This window comes from Amycolatopsis sp. CA-128772, from assembly GCF_002904295.1.
Classification (GTDB): Bacteria; Actinomycetota; Actinomycetes; order Mycobacteriales; family Pseudonocardiaceae; genus Amycolatopsis.
The window spans coordinates 19,361-43,952 of the sequence record NZ_PPHG01000047.1 but is presented as its reverse complement, the minus strand read 5'-3'; the positions used below and the strand labels follow the sequence as shown (position 1 = coordinate 43,952).

The window sequence follows — 24,592 nt, the reverse complement described above, 5'->3', positions numbered from 1 at the left end:
TCCGGACGTTCCGTGACCCGGCGAAAGGGACACCTCGTCCGTGATCCGGCGGATCGGGCCGGTTTCGTCGTCGTCGGGGTCGGGGCGGTCCACCTGCACATCCTGACAGCGGGTTTCCGCCCCCCGCGCGAGGGGCCGCCGACGGCCCGGTTCGTCCCGCCTTCGCCGTGTCGGCCGCTCCGGGCCGCCGATCCCGCCCGGCCGGACCCGGATCTCGCGTGATCAGAACCGCAACTTGCGTGATTGGAGCCGGAACTCGCGTGATTGGAGCCGGAACTCGTGTGATTGGAGCCGGAACTTGCGTGATTGGCGGGGCGACACCGGGTCAGCCGTAGGCCTGGCGGACGTGGACCCGGCGGTAGGCCGACGGCGGGGTGTCGAAGTGGTCGAGGAAGGCCTGGCGCAGCGTTTCCGTCGAGCCGAAGCCGCAGCGGCGGGCGATCGTGGCCAGCGGGAGGTCCGTTCCGGACAGCAGGCGCGCGGCCTGCTCGGTGCGGATCGTGCGGACGTAGCGGCCCGGGGTGGTGCCCAGGTGGGCGTCGAACAGGCGGGTCAGCTGGCGGGTGCTCAGGCCCGCCCGGGCCGCCAGGGCCGGGGTGCCGAGGTCGGCGTCGAGGTGTTCGGCGATGTACGCGGTGAGGTCGCGGACCTCGCGGTGCTCCGGCGGCGGCCCGGCCAGGAACAGGCTCACCTGGGCCTGGTTGCCCGGCCGCTGCAGGTAGGTGACCAGGGCGCGGGCCGCCTCGCGGGCCAGCGACGGCCCGTGGTCGGCCTCCACCAGGGACAGCGTCAGGTCCAGGCCGCTCGTCACGCCCGCCGCCGTGTACACGTTGCCGTGCCGGACGTACAGCGGCACCGGGTCCACCGTCACCGACGGGTAGTCCCGCGCCAGGCGGGCCGCGTACCGCCAGTGCGTGGTCGCCCGGCGGCCGTTGAGCAGCCCGGCCGCCGCGAGAACCTCCGCGCCCGTGCACACCGACGCGACCCGGCGGCTGGTCCGGGCGAGCCGCCGGACGTGGGCCAGGACGCGCTCGTCGGCCGCCGCGGCCGTGCTGCCCCAGCCGCCCGCGACGACCAGCGTGTCGAGGTCGCCGGCGACCTGGTCGAGCCGCAGGTGCGGCTGCAGCGTCAGGCCGGAGCCGGTGCGGATGCCGTGGCCGTCGACCGAGGCCAGCTGCAGCTCGTACGGCGGGCGCGCGCCGAGCCGGTTGGCGGCGTCGAACACATCGGCGGGGCAGGCGATGTCCAGCAGCTCCGCGTCGGCGTATCCGACGATCGCAACCCGTCTGGGTGAGCCTGGCATGATCGCACGCTAGCAGCCGGGACCGGCGCTCGGACGTGGTTCGCAGGAATCCGGACATCCGCGCCGCTCGCGTCCCGCGCAAGCGCCACCGTCGACGGCATGACCGATGACCGCAAGACCATCGCCTTCGTCGTGTACCCCGGCCTCACGCCGCTGGACCTCGTGGGCCCGCTGCAGGTGCTGAGCGTCCTCGGGCAGCTGGACCCGCGCTACCGGACCGTCGTCGTCGGCGCCTCGAAGGACACCGTCGGCACGGACACGCCGCTGCGGATCGCGCCCGGCCACACGTTCGACGAGGTGCCGTCCCCGTTCGCGGTGCTGGTGCCCGGCGGCACCGTGCCGACGCTGCGCGCGATGGCGGACGAGCGCCTCCTCGCCTGGCTGCGCGCCGCGGCCCGCAGTGCCGAGCTGATGACGTCGGTGTGCACCGGATCGCTCGTCCTGGGCGCGGCCGGGCTGCTGGACGGCCGGCAGGCGACGACGCACTGGATGTTCCGCGACCTGCTGCCCGGCCTCGGCGCGACACCGGTCGCGCGGCGGTGGGTGGAGGACGGCCCGGTGATCACCGCGGCGGGCGTCTCGGCGGGCATCGACCTCGCGCTGCACCTGGCCGAACGGCTGGCCGGCCGGCAGGTCGCGACGAACATCCAGTTCGCCATCGAATACGACCCCGAGCCGCCGCAGGGGGCCCTGGACTGGGCGAACCAGCCGTACGGCGACCTGAAACCGTTGCGCGAGCACACCTTGCGCAACGGGCTGGCCGAGCACCCGGACCTGCTGGCGAAACTGCTTGCGCACGCGTGAGGACGAACGTCGTCGGCCATCCGGGTGAGCGGGGTTCCGCCGGCGCGCCGGAAGGTTAGATTCAGCTCGCTCGATCAGGTGATCTCGCGGGTGGGGTGTTGTAGCCGTGCGGTTCCAGGTCCTCGGCCCGTTGACGGCCACCGTCGCGCTGCCGTCGGCGGCCCAGCCGCGGCGGCTGCTCGCCGTCCTGCTCGCCCGCGCCGGCCAGTACGTCGGCCGCGACACCCTGGTCGACGAGCTGTGGCCGGACGGCGCGCCGTCGAGCGCCGCGGCGGTCGTGCAGGTCACCGTGTCGAAGCTGCGCAAGACTCTGTCGCCCGGCCTCGGAGCCGCCGAGGCCGGGCAGCGGTTGCGGTCCGGGCCGCGCGGCTACGCGCTGGCCGTCGAGCCGGGGGAGCTCGACGCCGACGACTTCCTGACGCTGCTGTCCTCGGGCGCCGACGACCGCGCGCAGCGCCGCCGGGCGCTCGAACGGGCCCTCGCGTGCTGGCGGGGTGACGCGTTCGCCGACGTCGCGGGCGGTCCGCTGCTGGAGGCGCACAAGCTGTGGCTGGACGACCGGCGCTCGGCCGCGCTGCTGCAGCTGGTCGAGCTGGAGCTCGCCGACGGCGACGGCCGGGCCGTCGTCGAGCGGCTCGACCCGGTGGTCGCGGCCCGGCCCGCCGACGAAGTGTTCGCCGCCCGGCTCGCCGCCGCGCTCGGGGCCGTCGGCCGCCGCGAATCGGCCCTGGAGGTGCTGCGCCGGACCCGGCGGGCGCTGTGGGACGAAGCGGGCGTGTGGCCGGGCGCCGACCTCGTCGCCGTCTACCGCCGGATCGCCGGCACCGAGTGGACGACGCCGGGGCCGCCCGCCCAGCTCCCGCCCGCGGTGCCCGACTTCACCGGCCGCGCGGCCGAACTCGCCGACGTCGCCCGCGGGCTGCGGGGCCCGGCTCCGGTCGTGCTGCACGGCGCCGCCGGGGCCGGCAAGTCCGCGCTGGCGGTGCAGGCCGCCTGGCGGGCCCGCCGCCGGTTCCCCGACGGCCAGCTGACCGCGTCGCTGCGCGCCGGAGACGGCACCCCGGCCGAGCCGGCGGCCGTGCTGACCGGGTTCCTGCGCCGGCTGGGCGCGACCCCGGCGGAACTGGCCGACCGCGCCGGGCTGCCCGGCCTCTGGCGTGGCTACACCGCGGACCGGCGGCTGCTGGTGCTGCTCGAAGACGCCGCGTCCGAGGCCCAGGTGCGGGCCCTGCTGCCCAGCGGCCCCGGCTGCGCCACGCTCGTCACCGCCCGCCGGGAGCTGCCCGGGCTGTGCGGCGCCCGGGCGGTCCCGGTGCCCGGACTGTCCACGGAGGACGCCTGGGCGTTGCTCGCGGCGATCGCCGGAGAGCCGCGGCTGCAGGCGGAACCCGAAGCGGCGCACCGGCTTCTCGGGTCCTGCGCCGGGCTCCCGCTCGCCGTCCGGATCACCGGGGTGAAGCTCGCGGCGCGGCCGGGCCGGCCGGTCGCCGACCTCGCCGCGCGCCTGGCCGACGACCGCCGCCGGCTCGACGAGCTGACCGCCGGCGACCTCAGCGTCCGTGCCGCGGTCACGTCGGCGCTGCGCGGCGCCGAGGTGCCGCTGCTGAGGCTGCTCGCCGCGTTCGGCACCGCCGTCCCGGACTGGTGCGCGGCGGCGCTGCTCGACCGGCCCCTCGACGCCGCCCGCGACCGGCTCGACGACCTGGCCGCCGCCCACCTGCTGGAGCCCGCCGGGCCGCGGTGGGCGGTGCCCCCGTTCGTGCGGCTGGTGCTGGCCGAGGCGCCGGGAGAGGTCGATCCGGCCGCGCTGCGCCGCGCCTGCGAGGCCGCGCTCGCGCACGCCGAACACGCCCGCGGCCGTCCGGCGCCCGGCCTGCCCAAGCCGGATCCGGCGGTCGCCCAGCGGATCGCGGCCGACCCGGCGGGGGAGACCGCCCACCTGGCCGCCGCGGCCCGGCTGGCGGCCGCGCACGGCTGGCACGACCTCACCGAGCGGCTCGCCGACGCCTGCACCGCGCTGGCGGGCACCCCGTGGCTCGGCCACGCCGCCCGCGCCGTCTCGGTGCTGGGGCTGGCCGCGGCCCGCCGCCGCCGTGACCCGCGCGCCGAGGCCGAGAAGCTCTACAACCTCGGTGCGGTGCATTCGCAGCACGGCCACTGGCGCCGGGCGCAGAACTACTTCGTCATGGCCGAACACCGCTACCGCGCGCTGGACGACCCGCGGGGCACCGGCGCGGTGCTGGCCGCGCTCGCCGACGTCCACCTCGACGGCGGCGACCCGCGGGCCGCCGAGGCCGAGCTGCGGGAAGCCATCGGCCTGCTGCGCGCGTGCGGGGACCGCCGCGGCCAGGCGGCCGCGGCGGCCCAGCTGGGGTCGCTGGCCGAAGACGTCGGCGACGTGCGGCGCGCGGTCGAGAGCTTCGAAGTGAGCATGCTGCTCGCCCGGGACTGCGACGACGGCCGCGGGCACGACCAAGCCGCGAAGCGCTACGCCGACGTCCTGCGCCGGCACGGCGGCCACGACCGGGCGGCCGTCCTGCTCACCGGCGCGCTCGGCGGCGCCGTCCGCAACCGCGAGCGGCACTGGGAGGCGCACGTCCTGCGCAGCCTCGGCGACCTGCACACCGACGCCGGTGAACCCACCGAGGGCCAGCACTTCCTGGCGCGGTCGCTGACGCTGTTCGAGCAGATCGGGCACCGGCACGCGGCCGCCTACACCCACCGCAGCCTCGCCGAGGCCCGCCGCCGCGCGGGCGACCCGGCGGGCGCGCGGTGGCACCTGCTCGTCGCGCTGAACGTGTTCCGCGAGCTGCGCGACCGCCGCGGCGCCGGGTACGCCCTGCTCAGCCTCGGGCGGGCGGAGGCGGCCGACGGCGCCGGCGCCGAAGCGGAACGGCTGCTGCGCACCGCGGCCGGGCTGTTCCGGGAGCTCGGGTTCCCGCTGTGGGAGCTGCGGGCCCTGCGCGAACTCAACGCCGTCACCGGCGGTTCCCCGGACCGTGACCGGACTCGTGAAGTCTTGACGAAGATCAGGACCTGACGGCGTCCCCGCCCGGGCCGCGGCGTCCGGAGTTTGGCGAAGTTATGGGCCGCCGGATTTGGCTCACCGCCGTTCGGATCGGCGCAGGAGAGGAAGCAACGCATGCGGGGACAACGGATGCCGGCGCGGGTGGCACTGGGGCTGGCCGCGGCCGCCGCGACGGCGGTGTTCGCCACCATCGGCACCGCGTCGGCGACCGTCGAGGTCACCAAGCTCACCCAGGCGCAGGCCGCGTCGCAGCTGTCCGCGGCCGGGGTGACGCACTCCTCGAGCGGCGGCTGCACCAGCCGCACCAACTCGACGTGCACGTCCTACGAGCAGATCAACCAGAGCACGGTCAGCGGGGTCATCACGCTGAAGCGGGCCAGCGGCTGCGCGATCAACATCACCGGCGGCACCGAGACCGGGCACGCGTCCGGCACCTACAGCCACTGGAACGGCTACAAGGTGGACATCGCGCACAACAGCTGCATCGACGCCTACATCAAGAACAGCTTCGGCTACATCGGCCTGCGCGGCGACGGCTATCCGCAGTGGAAGGCGGGCTCCGGCAACCTCTACTGCGACGAGGGCAACCACTGGGACATCACCTACTACACCTGCGGTTGCTGACCGGCCGGGGCCTGCCGGCACCGAGGGCGGCGGCAGGCCCCGGTTACCGGCCGCGGGGCCTGCCGGCACCGGGGGCGGCGGGCGGGCCCCGGTTACCGGCCGCGACGGCCGGGTACCTCTCCGGGTGGAGGTGGGAACATGACATCCACCGGCACCCCCGCCACCCGGCACCGCACGGCGGTGGCCGGCGCGGCGGCCGGGTTCGTCCTGCTGGCCGGGCTCTACCTCGTGCTGGCCCCGTGGATCACCGGCTTCGGCGGCGCGGGCGTCCTCGCGCTGAGCAACACCCTCGTCGGCCTGGTCCTGGTCGCGCTGGCGATCGCCCGCACGGCGACCCGGCGGCTCGCGCTGATCGGCTGGGTGGTCCCGGTCCTCGGCGCGTGGGCCGCCGTTTCGCCGTGGCTGCTGCGGCACGCCGGGGAGACCGCGCCGTCCACGGGCGCCCTCGTCGGCAACGTCGTGGCCGGCCTGGTGGTCGTCGTGGCCGGCGTGGTGCTGGCCCGCCGGCTCAGTTCCTGATCAGCAGCCAGTCGCCCGGGCCGCCGCCTGGGTGGTACGGGCTGTCGGCCCGTTTCGCGACGACGCCGGGGAGGCCGTGCTGGCGGCTGGCCCCGGCGACGGCCTCGCCGCCGCCGAGGTAGTAGCGCGGCACCTGCCAGTGCCGGTCTTCGACGGCCAGGCCGTCGAGCAGTTCCCGGCGTTTCGTGTACGGCAGGTCCAGCGTCGCCCGGCCGTCGAGGTGCAGGACGTCGGAAGCGAAGTAGAAGACGGGACAGCTGGTCTTGAGCCGCTTGGCGGCCGCGCCGTCGGCCCGGCGGCGTTCTGCGAGGCCGTCCGGGTAGGGCTTGCCGTCCTTCACCACGACGACTTCGCCGTCCAGCAGCACTTCCGTCGACCCGAGCTGTTCGCCCAGCTTGTGCAGCTCGGGGTACCGGCCGGTGACGTCGGCGCCGGTTTCGTCGTGCGCGGTGACGCGGCCGCCGCAGACCAGCAGCATCGTGCGCAGGCCGCCCCAGGCGAATTCGTAGGCCCATTCGTCGTCGTCCGCCGGCAGCTCGCCGGGGACCGCCGTCATCGGCTCGAGGAACTCCGGCGCGTCTTCGTGGCCGGGCGCGGCCGGGTCGAGGCGCCGCAGGGTCCAGTCCCGGTCGTCCTCGTCGTGCCGGTTGGTGAACAGGTACTTGCCGCGCGCGCGTCCGCCGTGGAAGACGACCTCGACCTTGTGGTCGTTCCAGTGCAGGGTTTCGTACTTCCCGGTGTCCCACACGGTCATCCGGCCGCCGCCGTACTCGCCCGCCGGGATTTCGCCGGAGAAGGTGAGGTATTCCATGGGGTGGTCTTCGGTGTGCACCGCCAGCCGCGGCACGCCGGGGGAGAGCGGCAGCCCCTTCGGCACGGCCCACGACACGAGCACGCCGTCGCGTTCCAGCCGGAAGTCCCAGTGCAGCCGGGTGGCGTGGTGTTCCTGGATGACGAAAAGGTCGTTGTCCCCGGGGACGGGCGGACCGTCCGGCCAGGGTTCGGAGGTGCGGTCGCGGGTGCGCTTGCCGCGGTATTCCTCGAGTTTGTCGGCCATGGCCGCCCCAGTACCCCTTCCGCTCGAAGAGCTTCCAGGGTACCGGGGCAATTCCGGCCGGGCCGACCTGCCTCGCGTTCGGGTCCGGGCCGGTCCGCGGAGAAACCGCTGCGGAGCAACGACCTCCCGGTCCAGGTGAGCACTGCGGGAGGAGGACTGCTGCTCGGTAGACGATGGCGAGCTCCTCGTGGTTTGCCCGGGCCCGGCCGATGTCACCAGTGGCCGGCCGTTGCCGTCGACGAGGTGCTCCACCCACCGCAGGAGCAGCCGATCGCATGTCAGGCGGCTCGCTGAGCAGTTCGTGAAGTTCGACCCAGCCCCCTGCGGGGCGGATGACGGCCATCCGGCGATGATTGTCGGACAGGCATGGGTGGCGGGATCGTGCGGGAAACTCGGGCACCGGCCCCTTCCCCGCACGACCCCGAGCCGCCGGGGCAAGGAATCAGTCCGTTTCCGCCATCGCTTCGGCGAACTGCGCCGCGTACAACCGTGCGTACGCACCACCGCTGCGCAACAGCGTCTCGTGGTCGCCCTGCTCGACGATGTGGCCGTTTTCCATCACCAGGATCACGTCCGCGTCGCGGATGGTCGACAGGCGGTGGGCGATGACGAAGCTCGTGCGGCCGCTGCGCAACGAGTTCATCGCGCGCTGGATGAGCACCTCGGTGCGGGTGTCGACCGAGCTGGTCGCCTCGTCCAGGATGAGGATCACCGGCTTGGCCAGGAACGCCCGCGCCACCGTGATCAGCTGCTTCTCGCCCGCGCTGACCGTGCCGCCTTCGTCGTCCAGCACCGTGTCGTAGCCGTCCGGCAGCGTTCGCACGAACCGGTCCACGTACGTTGCCTGAGCGGCCTCGATGATCTCCTCGCGGCTCGGGTCGTCCGCGCCGTAGGCGATGTTCTCCGCGATCGTGCCGCCGAACAGCCACGCGTCCTGCAGCACCATGCCCGTCTGGTCGCGCAGGTCCTCGCGGTTCATCTTCGCGATGTCGACGCCGTCGAGCGTGATCCGCCCGCCGTCGAGCTCGTAGAACCGCATCAGGAGGTTGACCAGCGTCGTCTTCCCCGCGCCGGTCGGGCCGACGATCGCCACCGTCTGACCGGGTTCGACGGTCAGCGACAGGTCGTCGATCAGCGGCTTCTCCGGCAGGTAGCGGAAGGAGACGTCCTGGAACTCGACGCGCCCGCGGATTTCCGCGGGCCGCTCCGGCGAAACCGGCTCCGGGGCCTGCTCCTCGGCGTCGAGCAGCGCGAACACCCGCTCGGCCGAGGCGACGCCGGACTGCAGCAGGTTCGCCATGCTGGCGATCTGCGTGACCGGCTGGCTGAACTGGCGCGAGTACTGGATGAACGCCTGCACCTCACCGAGGGTCAGGCTCCCCGACGCGACGCGCAGCGCGCCGATCACCGCCACCAGCACGTAGCTGAGGTTGCCGATGAACATCATCGCCGGCTGGATCATCCCGGAGATGAACTGCGCCCGGAAGCTCGCCTGGTACAGCGTTTCGTTCTGCTTGTCGAAGATCGCCGCGGACTCGTCGCGGCGGCCGAACACCTTGACCAGCGAGTGGCCGGTGTACATCTCCTCGACGTGCGCGTTGAGCTTCCCGGTCGTCGACCACTGCTTGATGAAGTTCGGCTGCGCCCGCTTCCCGACCTTCGCCGCCACGACCGCCGACAGCGGCACGGTGAGCAGCGCGATCAGCGCCAGCAGCGGCGAGATCAGGAACATCATGATCAGCACGCCGACCACCGTCAGCAGCGACGAGACGATCTGCGACAGCGTCTGCTGCAGCGACTGCGCCAGGTTGTCGATGTCGTTGGTGACGCGGGAGAGCACCTCGCCGCGCGGCTGGCGGTCGAAGTACTTCAGCGGCAGCCGCGCGAACTTGTCCTCGACCTCCTGCCGGAGCCGGTACACCGCCTGCTGCACCAGCGTCGTCGTCAGCCGGGCCTGGATCAGCCCGAAGAACGACGAGATCACGAACAGCGCCAGCACGGTCAGCAGGATCTGGCCGACCTTGTCGAAGTCGATGCCGACGCCGGGCACCAGGTCGACCCGGCTGTAGATGTCGGCGAGCGTGCCGTCGCCGCGGGCCCGCAGGCCGGCGACGATCTGCTCCTTGGTGACCCCCGGCGGCACCTGCTTGCCGAGCACGCCGGCGAGGATGGCGTCGGTGGCCTGGCCGAGGATCTTCGGCCCGATCACGGTCAGCGCGACGCTGGCCGCGCCGAGCACGAGCACGCCGACCAGCGCGGCCTGCTGCGGCCTGAGCAGCCGCAGCAGCCGCTTGAGGGACCCCTTGAAGTCCAGGGCCTTCTCCGGGGGCGCGCCGCCGCCCATGAAACGCGCACCCGGACCGGCGGCCGCGGCCCCGGTGTTGCGGTGCCGCTGGGCGGTCGGCCGTTCCCCGGCGTCGGTGACGGCGGCTTTGGGCGATTCGGTGGTGCTCACGCCGCCTCCTGCTCGGTCAGCTGGGACAGCACGATCTCCCGGTAGGTTTCGTTGCCGTCCATCAGTTCGTGGTGGGTGCCGGTGCCGACGACGCGGCCCTCGTCGAGGACGATGATGCGGTCGGCGCCCCGGATCGTGCTGACCCGCTGCGCCACGATGACCACGGTCGCCTCCGCCGTCTCCGACACGAGCGCGCGGCGCAGGGCCGCGTCCGTCGCGTAGTCGAGCGCCGAGAACGAGTCGTCGAACAGGTAGATCTCCGGTTTGTGCACCAGCATCCGGGCGATCGCGAGCCGCTGCCGCTGCCCGCCCGAGACGTTCGTGCCGCCCTGGGCGATCGGCGAGTCGAGACCGTCCGCCATCGCTTCGACGAAGTCCTTGCCCTGCGCCACTTCCAGCGCGTGCCACAGCTCTTCGTCGGTCGCGTCCGGGTTGCCGTACCGCAGGTTGCTCGCCACCGTGCCGGCGAACAGGTACGGCTTCTGGGGCACCAGCCCGACCGCGCGGGCGAGCACCGCCGGGTCGAGGTCGCGCACGTCCACGCCGTCGACCTTCACCGTGCCGGCGGTGGCGTCCATCAGCCGCGGGATCAGGTTGAGCAGCGTGGTCTTGCCGGTCCCGGTCGAGCCGATCACGGCGGTGGTCTCACCCGGCCGCCCGATCAGCGAAATGTCGCACAGCACGGGTTTTTCCGCGCCGGGGTAGCGGAACTCCACCCCGGACAGCTCCAGGTGCCCGTGCACCGCGCCCGGGCGGATCGGCGTCACCGGCGGGCGCACGCTGGACTCGGTGTCGAGCACCTCGCTGATCCGCTCGGCGCTGACCTCCGCGCGCGGCACCATCATGAACATGAACGTGGCCATCATGACGGCCATCAGGATCTGCAGCAGGTAGGACAGGAACGCCGTCATGGCCCCGATCTGCATGCTGCCGGAGTCGATCCGCTGGCCGCCGAACCACAGCACGGCGACGCTGGAGGTGTTCATCACCAGCATCACGATCGGGAACATCAGCGCCATCAGCCGGCCGACCCGCAGGGACACGGTGAGCAGCTCGTCGTTGGCGACGTCGAAACGCTGCCGTTCGTGCTTGTCGCGCACGAACGCGCGGATGACCCGGATGCCCATGATCTGCTCGCGCAGGATCTGGTTGATCCGGTCGATCCGGACCTGCATCAGCCGGAACGCCGGGCGCATCTTGGCGATGATGAGCCCGACCGAGACCGCCAGCACGGGCACGATCACCAGCAGCAGCGAGGACAGCGGGACGTCGAGGTCGAGCGCCAGGATGATGCCGCCGACGCACATGATCGGCGCGGACACCATCAGCGTCAGCGTCATCAGGACCAGCATCTGAACCTGCTGGACGTCGTTGGTGGTGCGGGTGATCAGCGACGGCGTGCCGAACTGGCCGACCTCGCGGGCCGAGAAGTCCTGCACCCGGTGGAAGACGCCGGCGCGGATGTCGCGGCCGATCGCCATCGCGGTTCGGGCGCCGAAGTACACCGCGCCGACCGAGCCGGCGATCTGGGCCAGCGTGACCGCGAGCATCACCGCGCCGATCCGCAGGATGTAGGGCATATCGCCCTTGATCAGGCCGTTGTCGACGATGTCGGCGTTCAGCGTCGGCAGGTAAAGCATGGCGATCGTCTGCACCAGCTGGAGGGCGACGATCACCCACAGCGTGCCCCGGTACGGGCGCAGGTGGCTGCGCAGGAGCTTGACTAGCACAACGGTTCCCCCAGTGGAGTGGTGGTGTTCGGGTCGGGTTTTCCTTCGGTGCCGCCGGTCAGGGTCGGCATCCCGGCGGCCAGCTCGTCCAGCAACCGCTCCAGGGTCGGCAGGAGCGGTTCGCCTTCGGTGAACCAGTTGACGAAGGCGACGCGGACGGCACTTTCCACCGAGGAGGCCATCAGCCGGCACAGCAGGTGGTCCACACCGCCCACCCGGTTGGCGATCGTTTCGGCCAGGACCTGCTCGATCGTCGCGTGGGCTCTCAGGAACTCCCCACGCAGCGCGAGCTGGCCCATCAGCTCCCGGACACGGGCAACATACGCGCGATCCGGCTCGCCCTCACGCGAATATTGCTCGAGCACGGCGTGCTTGACCGAGGCCCAGAGCGGCTCGCCCGCCGGCCGGGCGAGCAGGGCTTCGCGCATCCCCTCGTGGCGGTCGGCGACCACCGCGCAGACCGCCTGCTCCTTGCTGGAGAAGTAGTTGTTGAATGTGCGGGGGGAGACGCCCACCTCGGTGGCGATGTCCTCCACCCGCACGTTCTCCAGCCCCCGCTCCAGCGTGAGCCGCAACGCGGCCTGCGCGAGGGCCCGGCGGGCCTCGCGCTTCTTCCGCTCCCGCAGGGTCAGCGTGGGTGGTTCGTCCGGCGGCATGTGCAGAGTGTAGCGAAAAACTTGCGTGCCCCGCAAAAAAGTGCGTGGCACGCAAGTTTGGGATGAAACGGACACGACCCGCTTTTCCGCGGCCAGAGCCCGCTTCAGCTGCGGGTTCGACGGCCGTGTGCGCAGTGTTGCGACCCGCAATTTGCAAAATTGAACCGAATGGCCTAATCCACTGCGCTCACCAGCAGCAACGCTCCGAATTCATGATCACGCAGGGCGATCGCACGGGGACCGGCTGTGGACATCCCACGAACCTTTCTGCTTGCATGTCCCGCATCGCCGCCGGGGGTCGGCGCCACCGTCATCCGCAGCACCGTCGTTCGTGCACCTGAGCAAGGAAGAAGTGGGACCACATGGCGAGCCGGGCCCGGGAAATCCTGGATCGATCACGCGTCCTGCTGGACCGCTCCCGCGTGGCCGCCGCGCAGTTCCTCACCGCGCCCCCGAAACACCCGGGGTACGCGCCCGCGGCCGGACCGGCGATCGCGGAGCTGACGCCGCCGCCGGAGCCGGTGGCGGCACCGGACGGCGGAGGCGTGCTGGCCGAGATCTGCGCCAGCGTCGCCCTGCGGGACCTGAACCTGGTCGACCAGCTGCTCGCGCGGCTGGAGGAGCTGGAGGCGGGGGAGGAGGACCACCACCGCCTCGCCGAGCTCTACCAGCTCGACCACCTCGCCACCCGGCTGCGGCGCAACGCCGAGAACCTGCGGGTGCTGGCCGGGCAGGACACCGCCGACGGCGCCGCCCGCGCGACCTCGCTGCTCGACCTGATGCGCGAGGCGATGTCCTCGATCAACCACTACGCCCGGATCACCATCGGCCGGGTGGTCAACCTCGGCGTCGTCGGCTTCGCCGCCGAAGACCTGGGGCGGGTGCTGGCGGAGCTGTTCGACAACGCCGCCAACCAGTCCTCGCCGAGTTCGCCGGTGCACGTCAGCGCGCACCTGACCGAACAGGGCAGCGTGCTCGTCCGGATCGAGGACGAGGGCATCGGCATTCCCGCGGACCGCGTCGGCGACCTGAACGCGCGGCTCGCGGCGGGCGGCGACCTCGACGACGCCTCGGCGCGGCACATGGGCCTCGCCGTGGTCGCCCGCCTCGCCGCCCGGCACGGCGTGACCGTGCGGCTCGACCGGCGCAGCCCGCACGGCACGGTGGCCACCGTGCTGCTGCCGACCGGCGTCGTGACCGAGCTCGCCGAACACGCGTGGTCGGGGACCCGGACCGTCTTCAGTTCGGGGGTTCGGGTGGCGGAGCCCCCGACGCGGGGCGGAGCCCCGGACGGCGCCGTGACCATCGAACCGGCCGCGGCCGCGCGTGGGCCGGCCGCCGCCGGGGGACTGCCGCGCCGCCGCGCGCAGGAAGAGCCGGAACCGGCGCCGCGCCGGCCCAGCCCGCGGCCGCGGCCGGTCGAACGGGCCGTCGGCGGGACCACGGCGAACGGCCTGCCGCGCCGGGTGCCCGGCAGCATCCGCGGCGCCGCCCCGGAACCCGCGCCACCGCCGCTCCCACCGGCCGGGGAGAACCCGGCCGACGGCCACGAGCGGCTGCTCGCCGACCTCGGCGCGTTCGCCGACGGCGAGCAGGCCGCGCTGGCGGAGAACCGCACCCGGCAGGACGAGACGCCCGGAGGAACCACCCGGTGAGCGCGCCCCACCCGGCCACGGCGAACTTCGCCTGGCTGCTCGACGATTTCGTCCGCAAGGTCCACGGCGTCAGCCACGCGCTGATCATGAGCGTGGACGGCTTCCCGCTCACCGCCTCGGATGCGGTCGGGGAGGCCGAGGCCGAACAGCTGGCCGCGATCGCCAGTGGCCTGCTCTCGCTGGCCGGCAACAGCGCGGCGCTGTTCGGGAAGGGGAGCTGCGAGCAGATCATCATCCGGCTCACCCACGGCTACTTCCTGTTCATGGGCATCGGGTCCGGAGCCGGGCTCGCGGTGCTGACCTCGGGCGAGGCGGACATGAAGGTGGTCGCGTACGAGATGACCCAGTTCATCACCAACGCCGGGCACGCGCTCACCCCCGAGGTGCGCGCGGAGCTGCGTCAGGTGCTGACCGCGCGCCGGCCGCGGACGTGATGCCCGTGCCGCACGAGGATGTGATGCCCGTGTCCACAGCGGACACCTCTTTGGACACCACGCTGCCGCGGCGGAGCCGCCGGATCCGCGCGTACGCGCTCACCGGCGGCCGCACCGGCACCCGCTTCCAGCTGCTGGTGGAGACGCTGGTGTCGGTGCCGGAGTACGACCCGGCGCTGAGCGACACGCTCATGCCGGAGTCGCGCTCGCTCTACGAACGCGCGCGGGCGCGGTGCTCGATCGCCGAGCTGTCGGTCGGGCTGGACCTGCCGCTGGGCGTGGTGCGGGTGCTGATCGGCGACCTCGCCGCCCAGGGGGCGGTGTTCGTGCACCCGACCGCGCACGCCTACCACCACGACACCAACGTGCTCGAGAGGATCCTTGATGGGCTCAAGCGGCTCCCCGCCTGAGGGCGATCTGCTGACGATCTCCGCGAAGATCGTCGTCGCCGGGGGCTTCGGTGTCGGCAAGACCACGTTCGTCGGGGCGGTCTCCGAGGTGCCGCCGATGAGCAACGAGGCGTGGATGACCGAGGCCGGGGAAGGCATCGACGAAATCCCGCCCGGCGGCAAGTCGACCACGACCGTCGCGATGGACTTCGGCCGGATCACCCTGCGCCCCGACCTGCTGCTGTACCTGTTCGGCACGCCGGGTCAGGCGCGGTTCTGGTTCCTGTGGGACGACCTGAGCCGTGGTGCGCTCGGCGCCGTCGTGCTGGTCGACACCAGCCGGATCGACGAGTCGTTCGCGGCGATCAACTACTTCGAGAACGACTCGGAGCTGCCGTTCGTGGTGGCGGTCAACCAGTTCGAGGGCATGCCGGTGCACGACCTCGACGAGGTGCGTGACGCGCTCGCGCTCGACCCGGGCGTCCCGCTGGTCACCTGCGACGCCCGCGACCGCGCCTCGACCATCGCCACCCTGACCGAGCTGGTCGGCCACACGCTGTCGCTGGCGGTGCTCTCCGGCCCGGCGGGCCGCGAGCTCGCCGCCAGTACCCCGCACGCCTGAACCCCCGGAAGGTGAAGAGCTCCATGCGCAAGGTCCTGGTCGTCGGTGCCGGGCAGTCCGGCCTGCAGCTGGCCCTCGGGCTGCAGGCGAAGGACTACGACGTCACGGTGATGTCCGCGCGGACCCCGGAGGAGATCCGGCACGGGCGGGTGATGTCGACGCAGTGCATGTTCCACGACGCGCTGCAGCACGAGCGGGAGCTCGGGATCAACCTGTGGGAGGCCGAGACGGTCGACGTCGAGGGCCTCGGCGTCTCGGTGGCCGCGCCCGACGGCGGCCGCGCGCTCGACTGGTTCGCCGAACTGGACCGCCCGGCGCAGTCGGTGGACCAGCGGGTGAAGATGGCCGGCTGGCTGGAGCTGTTCTCCGACCGCGGCGGCAAGCTCGTCATCCACGGCGTGATGACGTCCGAACTGGACGCGCTGTCCCGGCTCTACGACCTGGTGGTCATCTCGGCCGGCAAGGGGGAGCTGGTCCAGCTGTTCGACCGGGTGCCCGAGCGGTCGCCGTACACGAAGCCGATGCGCGCGCTGTCGCTGGTCTACGCGCACGGGGTGGGCCGGCGGCCCGAGCACCCGGACAAGGTGGGGGTGCGGTTCAACATCGTCCCCGGCGTCGGCGAGCTGTTCATGATCCCCGCGTACACGCTGAGCGGGAACTGCGACATCCTCTTCTTCGAAGGCGTGCCCGGCGGGCCGCTGGACTGCTTCGACGACCACCCGGGCCCGGACGAGCACTTCAAGCGCGTGCTCGACCTGATGCGGCGGTTCGTGCCGTGGGAGTACGACCGCTGCCGCGACGCGGAGCTGACCGACGCGAAGGCGACCCTCGCCGGCGGGTACCCGCCGGTGGTGCGCCACCCGGTCGGCACCCTGCCCGGCGGCGCCATCGTGCTGGGCATGGCCGACGTCGTCGTGGCGAACGACCCGATCACCGGGCAGGGCTCGAACAACGCGAGCCACTGCGCGGCGACCTACCTGGACGCGATCGTCGAGCACGGCGACCGGCCGTTCGACGCGGCCTGGATGGAAGCGACGTTCGAACGCTACTGGGAGTACGCCCGGCACGTCACCGAATGGACCAACGCCCTGCTCCTCCCGCCGCCCCCGCACGTGCTCCAGATCCTCGGGGTCGCGGGGCAGAATCCCGCGGTCGCGCGGCGGTTCGCGAACGGGTTCACCGATCCGACGGACTTCCAGCACTGGTTCCTGGACCCCGCACTCTGGGAGAAGTACCTGGCAGAGGTCTAGATCAGACTGTCGCCGCCGGCCGATCCGGGCTACCGTAACTACCGAGCGTGAAGTCGGCGGTGCGGTCTATCGGAGGTACGGGGCATGCGGGCGATGTGGAAGGGCTCGGTGTCGTTCGGGCTGGTCAGCATCCCGATCCAGATGTACGCGGCCACCGAGAACAAGAACGTCTCCCTCCGGCAGGTGCACGAGGCCGACGGCGGCCGCATCCAGTACAAGCGCTTCTGCACGATCGACGGCCAGGAAGTGCCGTACGCCGAGATCGCCAAGGGCTACGAGCTGCCCGACGGCGAGATGGTGGTGATCACCGACGCGGAGATGGCCGAGCTGCCGCTGACCACCCAGCGCACGATCGACGTGCTGGAGTTCGTGCCGCTGGAGTCGATCGACCCGATCCAGTACGACCGGACCTACTACCTCGAGCCGCAGAAGAACGCGGTGAAACCGTACGTCGTGCTGCGGGACGCGCTGCACAAGTCGAGCCAGGTGGCCATCGCGAAGGTGGCGGTCCGGCAGCGGGAGAGCATGGCGGTGCTGCGGGTGCACGCCGACGTGCTGGTGATGACGACCATGCTGTGGCCGGACGAGGTCCGCGAGCCCGACTTCCCGTTCCTGCGCGACGACCCGCCGCAGATCCGGCCGCAGGAGCTGACCATGGCCGGGTCCCTGATCGACTCCCTGGCCGAGCCGGTGTTCGAGCCGGAGAAGTACCACGACCACTACCGCGAAGCCCTCGAGGAGATGATCGAGGCGAAGGTCGCCGGGGACGAGACGACCAAGCCGGCCGCGGTCACCGCCAAGGCGGACGTCGTCGACCTGATGGCCGCCCTGCAGGCCAGTGTGGACGCCGCGAAGAAGTCCCGACAGTCCTCTTCGGAGGCTGCCGAGGCGCCCGCAGCGTCCGATGAGGACGAGAAGCCGGTGACGAAGAAGCCGGCCGCGCGCAAGAAGGCGCCGAAGCCCGCCTGAGCCTCCCGCCGGGATCCGCGAAGGCCTTCCCGGCCTCAGGATCCCGTCAAGCCGTCACACGATCGTGTATGCAGCTGTGTACAGCGGCTTGGCGATGTGCTAACACTAATGAGGTCCTTCGGCTCTCCCTCCCCCTCGGAGCCGGAGGACCCCTTTATGTGGGTGCCCGGCAGTGCACGTGACCGGACCGGCCGTCAGTTTGTTTTTCACCGGCACGGCGGCCGAACTTCACCGGCGGGAATTGTGCTCGTGGCCGTTTTATGGCCGTGAAAAGGCCGAACGGCCTGGCGTGGCCAGCATTGCTGCTGACCGCGCCAGGCCGTCGACGGGGTCTCGGGATCAGTACCAGTGCGCCCGGCCACCGATCCGGCGGCCGGTGCCGCCCAGGATGGCCAGTGCCACGCCGGCCACCGCGAGAATGATACCGATGGTGTACAGCACCGGGATGCCCACGATGAACCCGATGACAAGCAGAATCACACCGAGAATGATCACTTGACACACTCCTTCGCATGAGACCCGGCCCGGCTCCGTGCCGTCCGGGCGGATGCGCTCTCGACCGGAGGATGGCCAGTTTGCGGATAAACCAAACTACGGCGAATGGAGCAATCTTGGATCAGGCCCGGGTTCAGTACCGATAGTGGTCGAGCTTGTACGGACCTTCGACGTCCACGCCGATGTACTCTGCCTGCGCCTTCGTCAGCTGGGTGAGCTTCACGCCGAGCGCGTCGAGGTGCAGGCGGGCCACCTTCTCGTCGAGGTGCTTCGGCAGGCGGTGGACGTCGGTGGCGTACTCGCCGGGCTTGGCGAACAGCTCGATCTGCGCGATGGCCTGGTTGGTGAACGAGTTCGACATCACGAACGACGGGTGGCCGGTCGCGTTGCCCAGGTTCATCAGCCGGCCCTCGGACAGCACGATGATGGCGTGGCCGTCCGGGAACGTCCACTCGTGCACCTGCGGCTTGATCTCCGTCTTGACCACGCCCGGCAGCTTCGCCAGCCCGGCCATGTCGATCTCGTTGTCGAAGTGCCCGACGTTGGCGACGATCGCGTTGTGCTTCATCCGGCCCATCTGCTCCGCCGAGATGATGCCGAAGTTGCCGGTGGTGGTGATGAAGATGTCGGCCGTGGCGACCACGTCGTCGAGCTCGACGACGTCCAGCCCGTCCATCGCCGCCTGCAGCGCGCAGATCGGGTCGATCTCGGTGACCGCGACCCGGGCGCCCTGGCCGCGCAGGGCCTCGACCGCGCCCTTGCCGACGTCGCCGTAGCCGCAGACGACCACGCGCTTGCCGCCGATCATCACGTCGGTGGCCCGGTTCAAGCCGTCCACAAGGGAGTGCCGGATGCCGTACTTGTTGTCGAACTTGGACTTCGTCACCGAGTCGTTGACGTTCATCGCCGGGAAGAGCAGCTCGCCGTCCTTGGCCAGCTTGTAGAGCCGCTTGACGCCGTTGGTGGTCTCCTCGGTGACGCCGCGGATCTCCTTGGCCATCCGGGTGAACCGGTCGCCGTCGGCGGCGAGGCTCGCGCGGAGGGTGTCGAGGATGATCCGGTACTCCTCCGGGTCCTCTTCGGACGGCTGCGGGACGGCGCCGGCCGCTTCGAACTCGACGCCCTTGTGGACGAGCAGGGTGGCGTCGCCGCCGTCGTCGAGGATCATGTTCGGGGCTTGGCCGCCGGGGAAGGCGAAGAGCTGGTCGGTGCACCACCAGTACTCTTCGAGCGTCTCGCCCTTCCACGCGAACACCGGCGTGCCGGCCGGGGCGTCGACCGTGCCCTCCGGGCCGACGACGACCGCGGCGGCGGCCTCGTCCTGGGTGGAGAAGATGTTGCAGGACACCCAGCGCACCTGGGCGCCGAGCGCCACCAGGGTCTCGATGAGCACGGCGGTCTGCACGGTCATGTGCAGCGAGCCGGCGATGCGGGCGCCCTTGAGCGGCTGTGCGGCGGCGTACTCGCGGCGGATCGCCATCAGGCCGGGCATCTCGTGCTCGGCCAGCCGCAGCTGGGTCCGGCCGGCGTCGGCCAGCGCGAGGTCGGCCACGGCGAAGTCGAGGCCGTTTCGGGTCTGCAGTTTGTCACTCATGCTTCGGTGCACTCCGGGGTTCGTCGGCGGACCGCTCGGGAGGCAGCGCGGAAGTCCTTGCGGACAAAGAAAAAGGCACCTCCCTCGCGGGAGGCGCCCTTGGAGTCGTGATCACGGGCCGAGCGTGGCGGAAGGGAGTTCCGTCGCAGCGCCTCTCGGCCCGGAACCAGGATGGCAAAGCCGCGGCGAGGCTGTCAAGCGAGTGCGCGCGCCATGAGAACGTCGTCGACGTACCGCTGATCGATGCGGAATTCGCCGCGCAGCACGCCTTCCACGACGAACCCGCACAGCTCGTAAACCCGCCGGGCGCCGGTGTTGTGACCCAGCACGCGCAGCGTCACCTTGCGGCCACCGCGGCGGCGCGCTTCCTCGACGGCGGCCTCGACGAGCTGCCGCGCGATCCCGAGCCGCCGCCGGTCCGGATCGACGGCGAGCCCGTCGATCACCGCCACGTGCCGGTGGGCGGGGATGTCGAACCCGTCGCCGAGCTGGACGTACCCGGCGACGACACCGTCGTGCTCGGCGACGAGGACGTCCTCGGGGCGCGTGCCGCCGCCGAAGAACGGCGTCCCGGGCGGCGGCGGGGGAGCGGGCGAGACGGCCGGGGTCCAGGTGCGCTCGTCGAGCCGCGCGAGGGCGGCTTCGTCTTCGGGGCGGGCGGTCCTCGTGGTGATCACCGGCGCATTCTGGCCGAACACGGCGCCGGCGGCGACGGGATTACACCAGGTGCGCCCGCCGCCAGATGCCTTCGGAGCGGCCGCCGATCAACCCCGACTCGCGCAGGAACGGGACGATCTTCTCGGCCATCCAGCGGCGGGTTTCGTGGAAGTGCGGGTTCGCCAGAGCCGCGGCGCGGCCTTCGCGCGGGTCGATCCCGACGCTGCGGTAGATCCGCGCGTCGACCATGCTGTCGATCACGCCGAACGCGACCAGGGCCGTGCGCAGGCGGTGCCGCTGGAGTGCCGCCTTAGACAGCTTCGGCGTCTCTCGCAGCACCTCCTCCTTCGCGAACCGGACGTGCCGGGCTTCTTCGACCACGTGGATCCGGTTGACCGAGCGGATCAGCGGCTGGATGCCGTCGTCGTCCATCATCGAGCGCTGCAGCCGGTCGGTGGTCTCCTCCGCGACCAGCACGCTGGCGAACATCGACGGCCCGGCGGCGGTCGCGCCGAACACCTTCGCGGCGCGGTGCACCACCTTCGGGACGCCGTAGCGCGGGACGCCGAGCCGCTCGGCGGTGCGGGCGAACATCACCGAGTGCCGGGTCTCGTCGCCGATCTCGGTCATCGCGTACTGCGCGTGCTCGGTGCGCGCGTCCAGGTCGAAGACGTACCGGGCCAGCAGCTGCATGAGGACGATCTCGAACCACAGTCCGACGCTCATGATGCTGGCGATCTCGTGCTTGGACAGCTCGATCCGCTGCTCCGGCGTCAGCTTCGCCCACAGGTCGGTGCCGTAGAGGGAGACGCGCTCGAGCGGCATGTACGCCTTGCCCTCGGCGAGCGGCGCGGCCCAGTCGATGTCGACGTACGGGTCGTAGGAGTTCTTCGCGGAGCTCTTGAGCAGGCGAGCCGCGGTGACGTCCCGGTCCTGGGCCTCGACGCCCATGGCGGCCTCCGGAAAAGTAGGGGGTACGCGGTGTACTAGTTACTTCGGGGAGCGTACACCGCCCGGCCGGTCCTGAGTAGGCTTCCGCCGTGACCAAGGTCGACGGACGGGCCGCGCGCTGGGCGGGCCAGCAGGAGCGGCGGCGCGCCGAGTTCGTCGACGCCGCCCTGGCCGCGATCGCCGAGCACGGGCCGGACGTCTCGACCGAGCAGATCGCCGAACGCGCCGGCGTCGCCCGCACCCGCCTCTACCGGCACTTCGACGGCGCGGCGGACCTCCAGCGGGCGATCGCCCAGCGCGCGGCCGAGCTGGTCACGGCCGAACTCGCGCCGCTCTGGCACCCCGAGGGCTCCCCGAACGAGATGATCTCCACGGTGATCTCGACGCACCTGCGCTGGCTGACCGAGCACGCCCACCTGCACCGCTACCTCACCCGCACGCTCCCGGGCGGCCCCGAGGACCGCCCGGACGTCCGCGGCGCGATCGCCCGCCACCTCAGTTCCCTGTTCACGGGCTACCTGACGGCGTTCGGCCTGGACCCGACCCCGGCGGACACGATCGCGTTCGGCCTGGTCGGCTACGTCGAATCGGCCACGACCCGCTGGCTCGACCACCCGGGCGCGCTCGGCCTGCCCCAGCTGACGGGCCAGCTCACGGGCACGATCTGGGCGATGCTGGACCACACGCTGCGGGCCGGCGGGGTCACGGTGGACCCGGACCGGCCGCTCCCGCTCCCGGAGGGGCTCTAGTCCGCGCGCGGGAACTCGGCTCGCACGCCCAGCAGCCGGACCGCTCGGGTCAGCTCGAACATGCCCAGCACCTCCTGGGCCGCGCGGTCGATCCCGGCGGCGTCCGACGTCGGCTCCGGCAGGGTGATGCTGTGCGTGTGGGTCAGGAACGGGACGAACCGCACCTTCACCGCCACCCGCGCCGCCGGGCGGCCCTCCTCGAGGACGTCCTGGGCCACGCGCTTCGCCAGCGCCGAGACCTCCGCCGCCATCTCCGCCGGGTCGGACAGGTCGCGCTGGAACGTCGTCTCGCGGCTGCGGGAGCGGGCCACCCACGGGGTTGCGCTCACCTCGGCGTCACTGATGCCGCCGCCGAGCAGGCGCAGCCAGGGGCCGGTCTTCGGGCCGAAGCGGGCCGCCAGCTCCGCCGGGTCCGCGCCGGCCAGGTCGAGGACGGTTTCGATGCCCAGGGAAGCGAGTTTCTTCGCCGTCTTGCCGCCGATGCCCCACAGCGCGTCGGTCGGGCGGGCCGCCATCACCTCCCACCAGTTCTCCTGCGTCAGCCGGAAGATCCCGCCCGGCTTGCCGAACCCGGTGGCGAGCTTGGCCCGCAGCTTGTTGTCCCCGATCCCGACCGCGCACGACAGCCCCGTCTCGCGGGCCACCGCCTCCTTGATCGACGCCGCAAGCGCCTCGGGGTCGGCCGTCTCCGCTCCGACGAACGCCTCGTCCCAGCCCAGCACCTCGACCACCACCGGCAGCTCCCGCACCGCGGCCATCACCCGCGCCGACACCTCGAGGTAGGCGTCCGGGTCACTGGGCAGGAAGACGGCCTCCGGGCAGCGCTTCGCGGCGATCCGCAGCGGCATGCCGGATTGGACGCCGAACTCACGGGCCTCGTACGACGCCGTCGCGACGACGGCGCGTTCGGCCGGGTCGCCGTTGCCGCCGACCACGACCGGCCTGCCGCGCAGCTCCGGGTGGCGGGCGATCTCGACCGCGGCGATGAACTGGTCGAGGTCGACGTGCAGGACCCACTTCACCCCGCCCAGTCTGCCTCAGATCCGGTGCCGCGCCACGTGGGTCCAGACGGTGCCGGTGAGGGCGAGGATCCCGCACAGCGTCACCCCGGGGTCGGGCAACACGAGGCCCAGAACCAGCAGGGTGACGGCGGTGATGTCGAAGAGGACCAGGAGGGTGCCGCGGAGCGCGCGTGACTTCGGGCGGCGGCCGTCGCGCAGCGCGGCGGCCAGGCCGGGGTCGCTGAGCTCGAGGCTGCGCTCGATCTTTTCGAGCTCGGTGCGGTCGTGGTGACTGAGCATCGGGGTACTCCTTCGGCGCCGAACCCGCCGTGTCGCCGTAGCGAATACCCAATCGTCCTCCCCGCGAACCGCCGAACGTCTTCTGAATTCGTGCTTTTTGCTAAGCCGACCGGGTGATCCGCGCTCCGCGACCGGCCTCGGCCACGTTAAGTTGCTGCTTGAACGTGGCCGGTCACGGACCGGACGGCAGGTGGGGGCGGCCGAGCGGCCACGTCCTGCCTCCGCGCCCGTGGCCGGCCGAGCCTTCAAACAGCCGGAGGACCGCATGACTTTGCCCACCGAACCGATCGGCAGCATCCCGCGGCCCGGCTACCTCGTCGAGGGCTTGGGCGAGTTCGCGGCCGGCCGGATCGACGCCGCTGCGCTCGCCGAGCTGGAGAGCCGCGCGCTGGCCGACACGATCCGCCGCTTCGAGGAGACCGGGTCGCCGGTGCTGAGCGACGGGGAGCAGGGCAAGCCGAGCTTCGCGACCTACCCGCTGGCCGGCCTCGACGCCCTGGCGCCGGACGGCGTCGTCATCCCGTTCGCCGACGGGCACACCCGGCAGCTGCCGCGGCTCACCGCGGGCCCGTTCCGCTACGCGATCCACGCCGATGCGTACCTCACGCGGGCGAAAGCGCTTACCACCCGGCCGGTCAAGCAGGCGGTGATCGCCGCATCCGCGCTCTCGCTGATCTACCCGGCCGACGGCATCGAGGGGTACGCCCAGGAGCAGTTCGTCGCCGACCTGGTGAACGAGGCCGAAGCGGACATCCGCGCCAGCCTCGAAGCGGGGGCGGACAGCGTCCAGATCGACTTCACCGAGGGCCGGCTGTCGCTGAAGCTGGACCCGTCGGGCGGGTTGCTGCGGCAGTTCGTCGACCTCAACAACGCGGTGCTCGACCGGTTCACCGCCGAGGAGCGCGCGAAGATCGGCGTCCACACCTGCCCGGGCGGCGACCAGGACTCCGTGCACAGCCTCGACGTCGACTACGCGGGCCTGCTGCCGGCGTTGTTCGACCTGCGGGCCGGCCGGTTCTTCGTCCAGCTGGCCGGCGAAGCCGACCCGGAACGCGCGCTGCGGGTGATCGCCGAGCACCTGAAGGCGGACCAGCGGGTCTTCGTCGGCGTCACGGACCCGATCGACCCGCGGGTGGAGACGGCGGAGGAGGTCCGCGACCGGGTCCTCACCGCGGCGAAGTACGTGCCGGCCGAGCGCCTCGGCACCTGCGACGACTGCGGGTTCTCCCCGTTCGCCGACGACACGTCGACCTCGCGCGACATCGCGTTCGCCAAGATCACGGCGCGGGTCGAGGGCACCCGCCTGGCTTCCGAAGCGCTGGGCTGAGCCGGACGGCGTGAGCCCGGCCC

At 72.0% G+C, this 24,592-nt stretch carries 23 protein-coding genes and 1 riboswitch; of the genes, 12 read left to right on the top strand and 11 right to left on the bottom strand.

What is annotated here, in order from left to right:
- Positions 1–325: 325 nt before the first annotated feature.
- Positions 326–1,303 (bottom strand): GlxA family transcriptional regulator, encoded by a 978-nt coding sequence (locus C2L59_RS17815; RefSeq protein WP_103350639.1) that lies wholly within the window; start codon positions 1,301–1,303, stop codon positions 326–328.
- Positions 1,304–1,402: 99 nt separating this feature from the next.
- Here C2L59_RS17815 and C2L59_RS17810 point away from each other — a divergent pair, with 99 nt between their 5' ends.
- The 4 genes from C2L59_RS17810 (at position 1,403) to C2L59_RS17795 (ending at position 6,278) form a co-directional block, all read left to right on the top strand.
- The gene (locus tag C2L59_RS17810; RefSeq protein WP_103350638.1) at positions 1,403–2,107 is read left to right on the top strand and encodes a DJ-1/PfpI family protein; all 705 of its coding nucleotides are present in this window, start codon (positions 1,403–1,405) and stop codon (positions 2,105–2,107) included.
- Between the two features lie 106 nt (positions 2,108–2,213).
- A complete protein-coding gene (locus C2L59_RS17805; protein WP_103350637.1) occupies positions 2,214–5,147 on the top strand; it encodes a BTAD domain-containing putative transcriptional regulator in 2,934 nt (977 codons plus the stop codon).
- Between the two features lie 102 nt (positions 5,148–5,249).
- On the top strand, positions 5,250–5,759 hold the full coding sequence (locus C2L59_RS17800; protein ID WP_103350636.1) for a hypothetical protein: 510 nt from the start codon (positions 5,250–5,252) through the stop codon (positions 5,757–5,759).
- Positions 5,760–5,897: 138 nt separating this feature from the next.
- The gene (locus C2L59_RS17795) at positions 5,898–6,278 is read left to right on the top strand and encodes an SPW repeat protein (RefSeq protein WP_103350635.1); all 381 of its coding nucleotides are present in this window, start codon (positions 5,898–5,900) and stop codon (positions 6,276–6,278) included.
- On the opposite strand, the gene C2L59_RS17790 is transcribed toward C2L59_RS17795, so the two are convergent.
- The 4 genes from C2L59_RS17790 to C2L59_RS17775 form a co-directional block, all read right to left on the bottom strand.
- Positions 6,268–7,335 (bottom strand): DNA polymerase ligase N-terminal domain-containing protein, encoded by a 1,068-nt coding sequence (locus tag C2L59_RS17790; protein WP_103350634.1) that lies wholly within the window; start codon positions 7,333–7,335, stop codon positions 6,268–6,270. The two genes, C2L59_RS17795 and C2L59_RS17790, sit on opposite strands and share 11 nt — an antisense overlap.
- A gap of 442 nt (positions 7,336–7,777) precedes the next feature.
- On the bottom strand, positions 7,778–9,790 hold the full coding sequence (locus C2L59_RS17785) for an ABC transporter ATP-binding protein (protein WP_103350633.1): 2,013 nt from the start codon (positions 9,788–9,790) through the stop codon (positions 7,778–7,780).
- On the bottom strand, positions 9,787–11,520 hold the full coding sequence (locus C2L59_RS17780) for an ABC transporter ATP-binding protein (protein WP_103350632.1): 1,734 nt from the start codon (positions 11,518–11,520) through the stop codon (positions 9,787–9,789). The genes C2L59_RS17785 and C2L59_RS17780 overlap by 4 nt, the downstream gene beginning before the upstream one ends.
- The gene (locus C2L59_RS17775) at positions 11,514–12,176 is read right to left on the bottom strand and encodes a TetR/AcrR family transcriptional regulator (protein WP_103350631.1); all 663 of its coding nucleotides are present in this window, start codon (positions 12,174–12,176) and stop codon (positions 11,514–11,516) included. Before C2L59_RS17775 ends, C2L59_RS17780 begins: the two co-directional genes overlap by 7 nt.
- Positions 12,177–12,538: 362 nt before the next feature.
- Here C2L59_RS17775 and C2L59_RS17770 point away from each other — a divergent pair, with 362 nt between their 5' ends.
- From C2L59_RS17770 to C2L59_RS17745, 6 genes are all read left to right on the top strand, one after another.
- Positions 12,539–13,831, top strand: a complete 1,293-nt coding sequence (locus C2L59_RS17770; RefSeq protein WP_103350630.1) for a sensor histidine kinase KdpD — start codon at positions 12,539–12,541, stop codon at positions 13,829–13,831.
- On the top strand, positions 13,828–14,265 hold the full coding sequence (locus tag C2L59_RS17765) for a roadblock/LC7 domain-containing protein (protein ID WP_103350629.1): 438 nt from the start codon (positions 13,828–13,830) through the stop codon (positions 14,263–14,265). Before C2L59_RS17770 ends, C2L59_RS17765 begins: the two co-directional genes overlap by 4 nt.
- A gap of 23 nt (positions 14,266–14,288) precedes the next feature.
- Positions 14,289–14,675 (top strand): DUF742 domain-containing protein, encoded by a 387-nt coding sequence (locus C2L59_RS17760; RefSeq protein ID WP_103350643.1) that lies wholly within the window; start codon positions 14,289–14,291, stop codon positions 14,673–14,675.
- Positions 14,650–15,276: an ATP/GTP-binding protein gene (locus C2L59_RS17755; RefSeq protein WP_103350628.1), complete on the top strand. Its 627-nt coding sequence runs from the start codon at positions 14,650–14,652 to the stop codon at positions 15,274–15,276. Before C2L59_RS17760 ends, C2L59_RS17755 begins: the two co-directional genes overlap by 26 nt.
- Positions 15,277–15,299: 23 nt before the next feature.
- Positions 15,300–16,526, top strand: coding sequence for a styrene monooxygenase/indole monooxygenase family protein (locus C2L59_RS17750; RefSeq protein WP_103350627.1), 1,227 nt, complete (start codon positions 15,300–15,302; stop codon positions 16,524–16,526).
- Positions 16,527–16,610: 84 nt separating this feature from the next.
- Positions 16,611–17,495: a Ku protein gene (locus tag C2L59_RS17745; protein ID WP_103350626.1), complete on the top strand. Its 885-nt coding sequence runs from the start codon at positions 16,611–16,613 to the stop codon at positions 17,493–17,495.
- 339 nt (positions 17,496–17,834) lie between these two features.
- Here C2L59_RS17745 and C2L59_RS17740 read toward each other — a convergent pair whose 3' ends face one another.
- The 4 genes from C2L59_RS17740 to C2L59_RS17725 all read right to left on the bottom strand — a co-directional run bounded on the left by C2L59_RS17740 (position 17,835) and on the right by C2L59_RS17725 (position 21,192).
- The gene (locus C2L59_RS17740) at positions 17,835–17,990 is read right to left on the bottom strand and encodes a hypothetical protein (protein WP_004559113.1); all 156 of its coding nucleotides are present in this window, start codon (positions 17,988–17,990) and stop codon (positions 17,835–17,837) included.
- Positions 17,991–18,123: 133 nt separating this feature from the next.
- A complete protein-coding gene (gene ahcY / locus C2L59_RS17735) occupies positions 18,124–19,584 on the bottom strand; it encodes an adenosylhomocysteinase (protein ID WP_103350625.1) in 1,461 nt (486 codons plus the stop codon).
- 84 nt (positions 19,585–19,668) lie between these two features.
- A riboswitch (S-adenosyl-L-homocysteine riboswitch) is annotated at positions 19,669–19,747 on the bottom strand.
- Positions 19,748–19,778: 31 nt separating this feature from the next.
- Complete coding sequence (locus C2L59_RS17730; protein WP_103350642.1) at positions 19,779–20,261, bottom strand: GNAT family N-acetyltransferase; 483 nt, start codon at positions 20,259–20,261, stop codon at positions 19,779–19,781.
- A gap of 40 nt (positions 20,262–20,301) precedes the next feature.
- Positions 20,302–21,192, bottom strand: coding sequence for a diiron oxygenase (locus tag C2L59_RS17725; RefSeq protein ID WP_103350624.1), 891 nt, complete (start codon positions 21,190–21,192; stop codon positions 20,302–20,304).
- A gap of 89 nt (positions 21,193–21,281) precedes the next feature.
- Here C2L59_RS17725 and C2L59_RS17720 point away from each other — a divergent pair, with 89 nt between their 5' ends.
- Positions 21,282–21,941, top strand: a complete 660-nt coding sequence (locus C2L59_RS17720; protein ID WP_103350623.1) for a TetR/AcrR family transcriptional regulator — start codon at positions 21,282–21,284, stop codon at positions 21,939–21,941.
- Here the strand turns inward: C2L59_RS17720 and C2L59_RS17715 are convergent.
- The gene (locus C2L59_RS17715) at positions 21,938–22,963 is read right to left on the bottom strand and encodes a DNA polymerase IV (protein ID WP_103350622.1); all 1,026 of its coding nucleotides are present in this window, start codon (positions 22,961–22,963) and stop codon (positions 21,938–21,940) included. The two genes, C2L59_RS17720 and C2L59_RS17715, sit on opposite strands and share 4 nt — an antisense overlap.
- 15 nt (positions 22,964–22,978) lie before the next feature.
- Complete coding sequence (locus tag C2L59_RS17710) at positions 22,979–23,242, bottom strand: DUF3040 domain-containing protein (RefSeq protein ID WP_103350621.1); 264 nt, start codon at positions 23,240–23,242, stop codon at positions 22,979–22,981.
- Between the two features lie 265 nt (positions 23,243–23,507).
- On the opposite strand from C2L59_RS17710, the gene C2L59_RS17705 reads away from it, so the two are divergent.
- Positions 23,508–24,569 carry a cobalamin-independent methionine synthase II family protein gene (locus C2L59_RS17705; RefSeq protein WP_103350620.1) on the top strand — a complete coding sequence of 354 codons (1,062 nt, stop codon included), beginning with the start codon at positions 23,508–23,510 and terminating at the stop codon, positions 24,567–24,569.
- Positions 24,570–24,592: the final 23 nt, after the last annotated feature.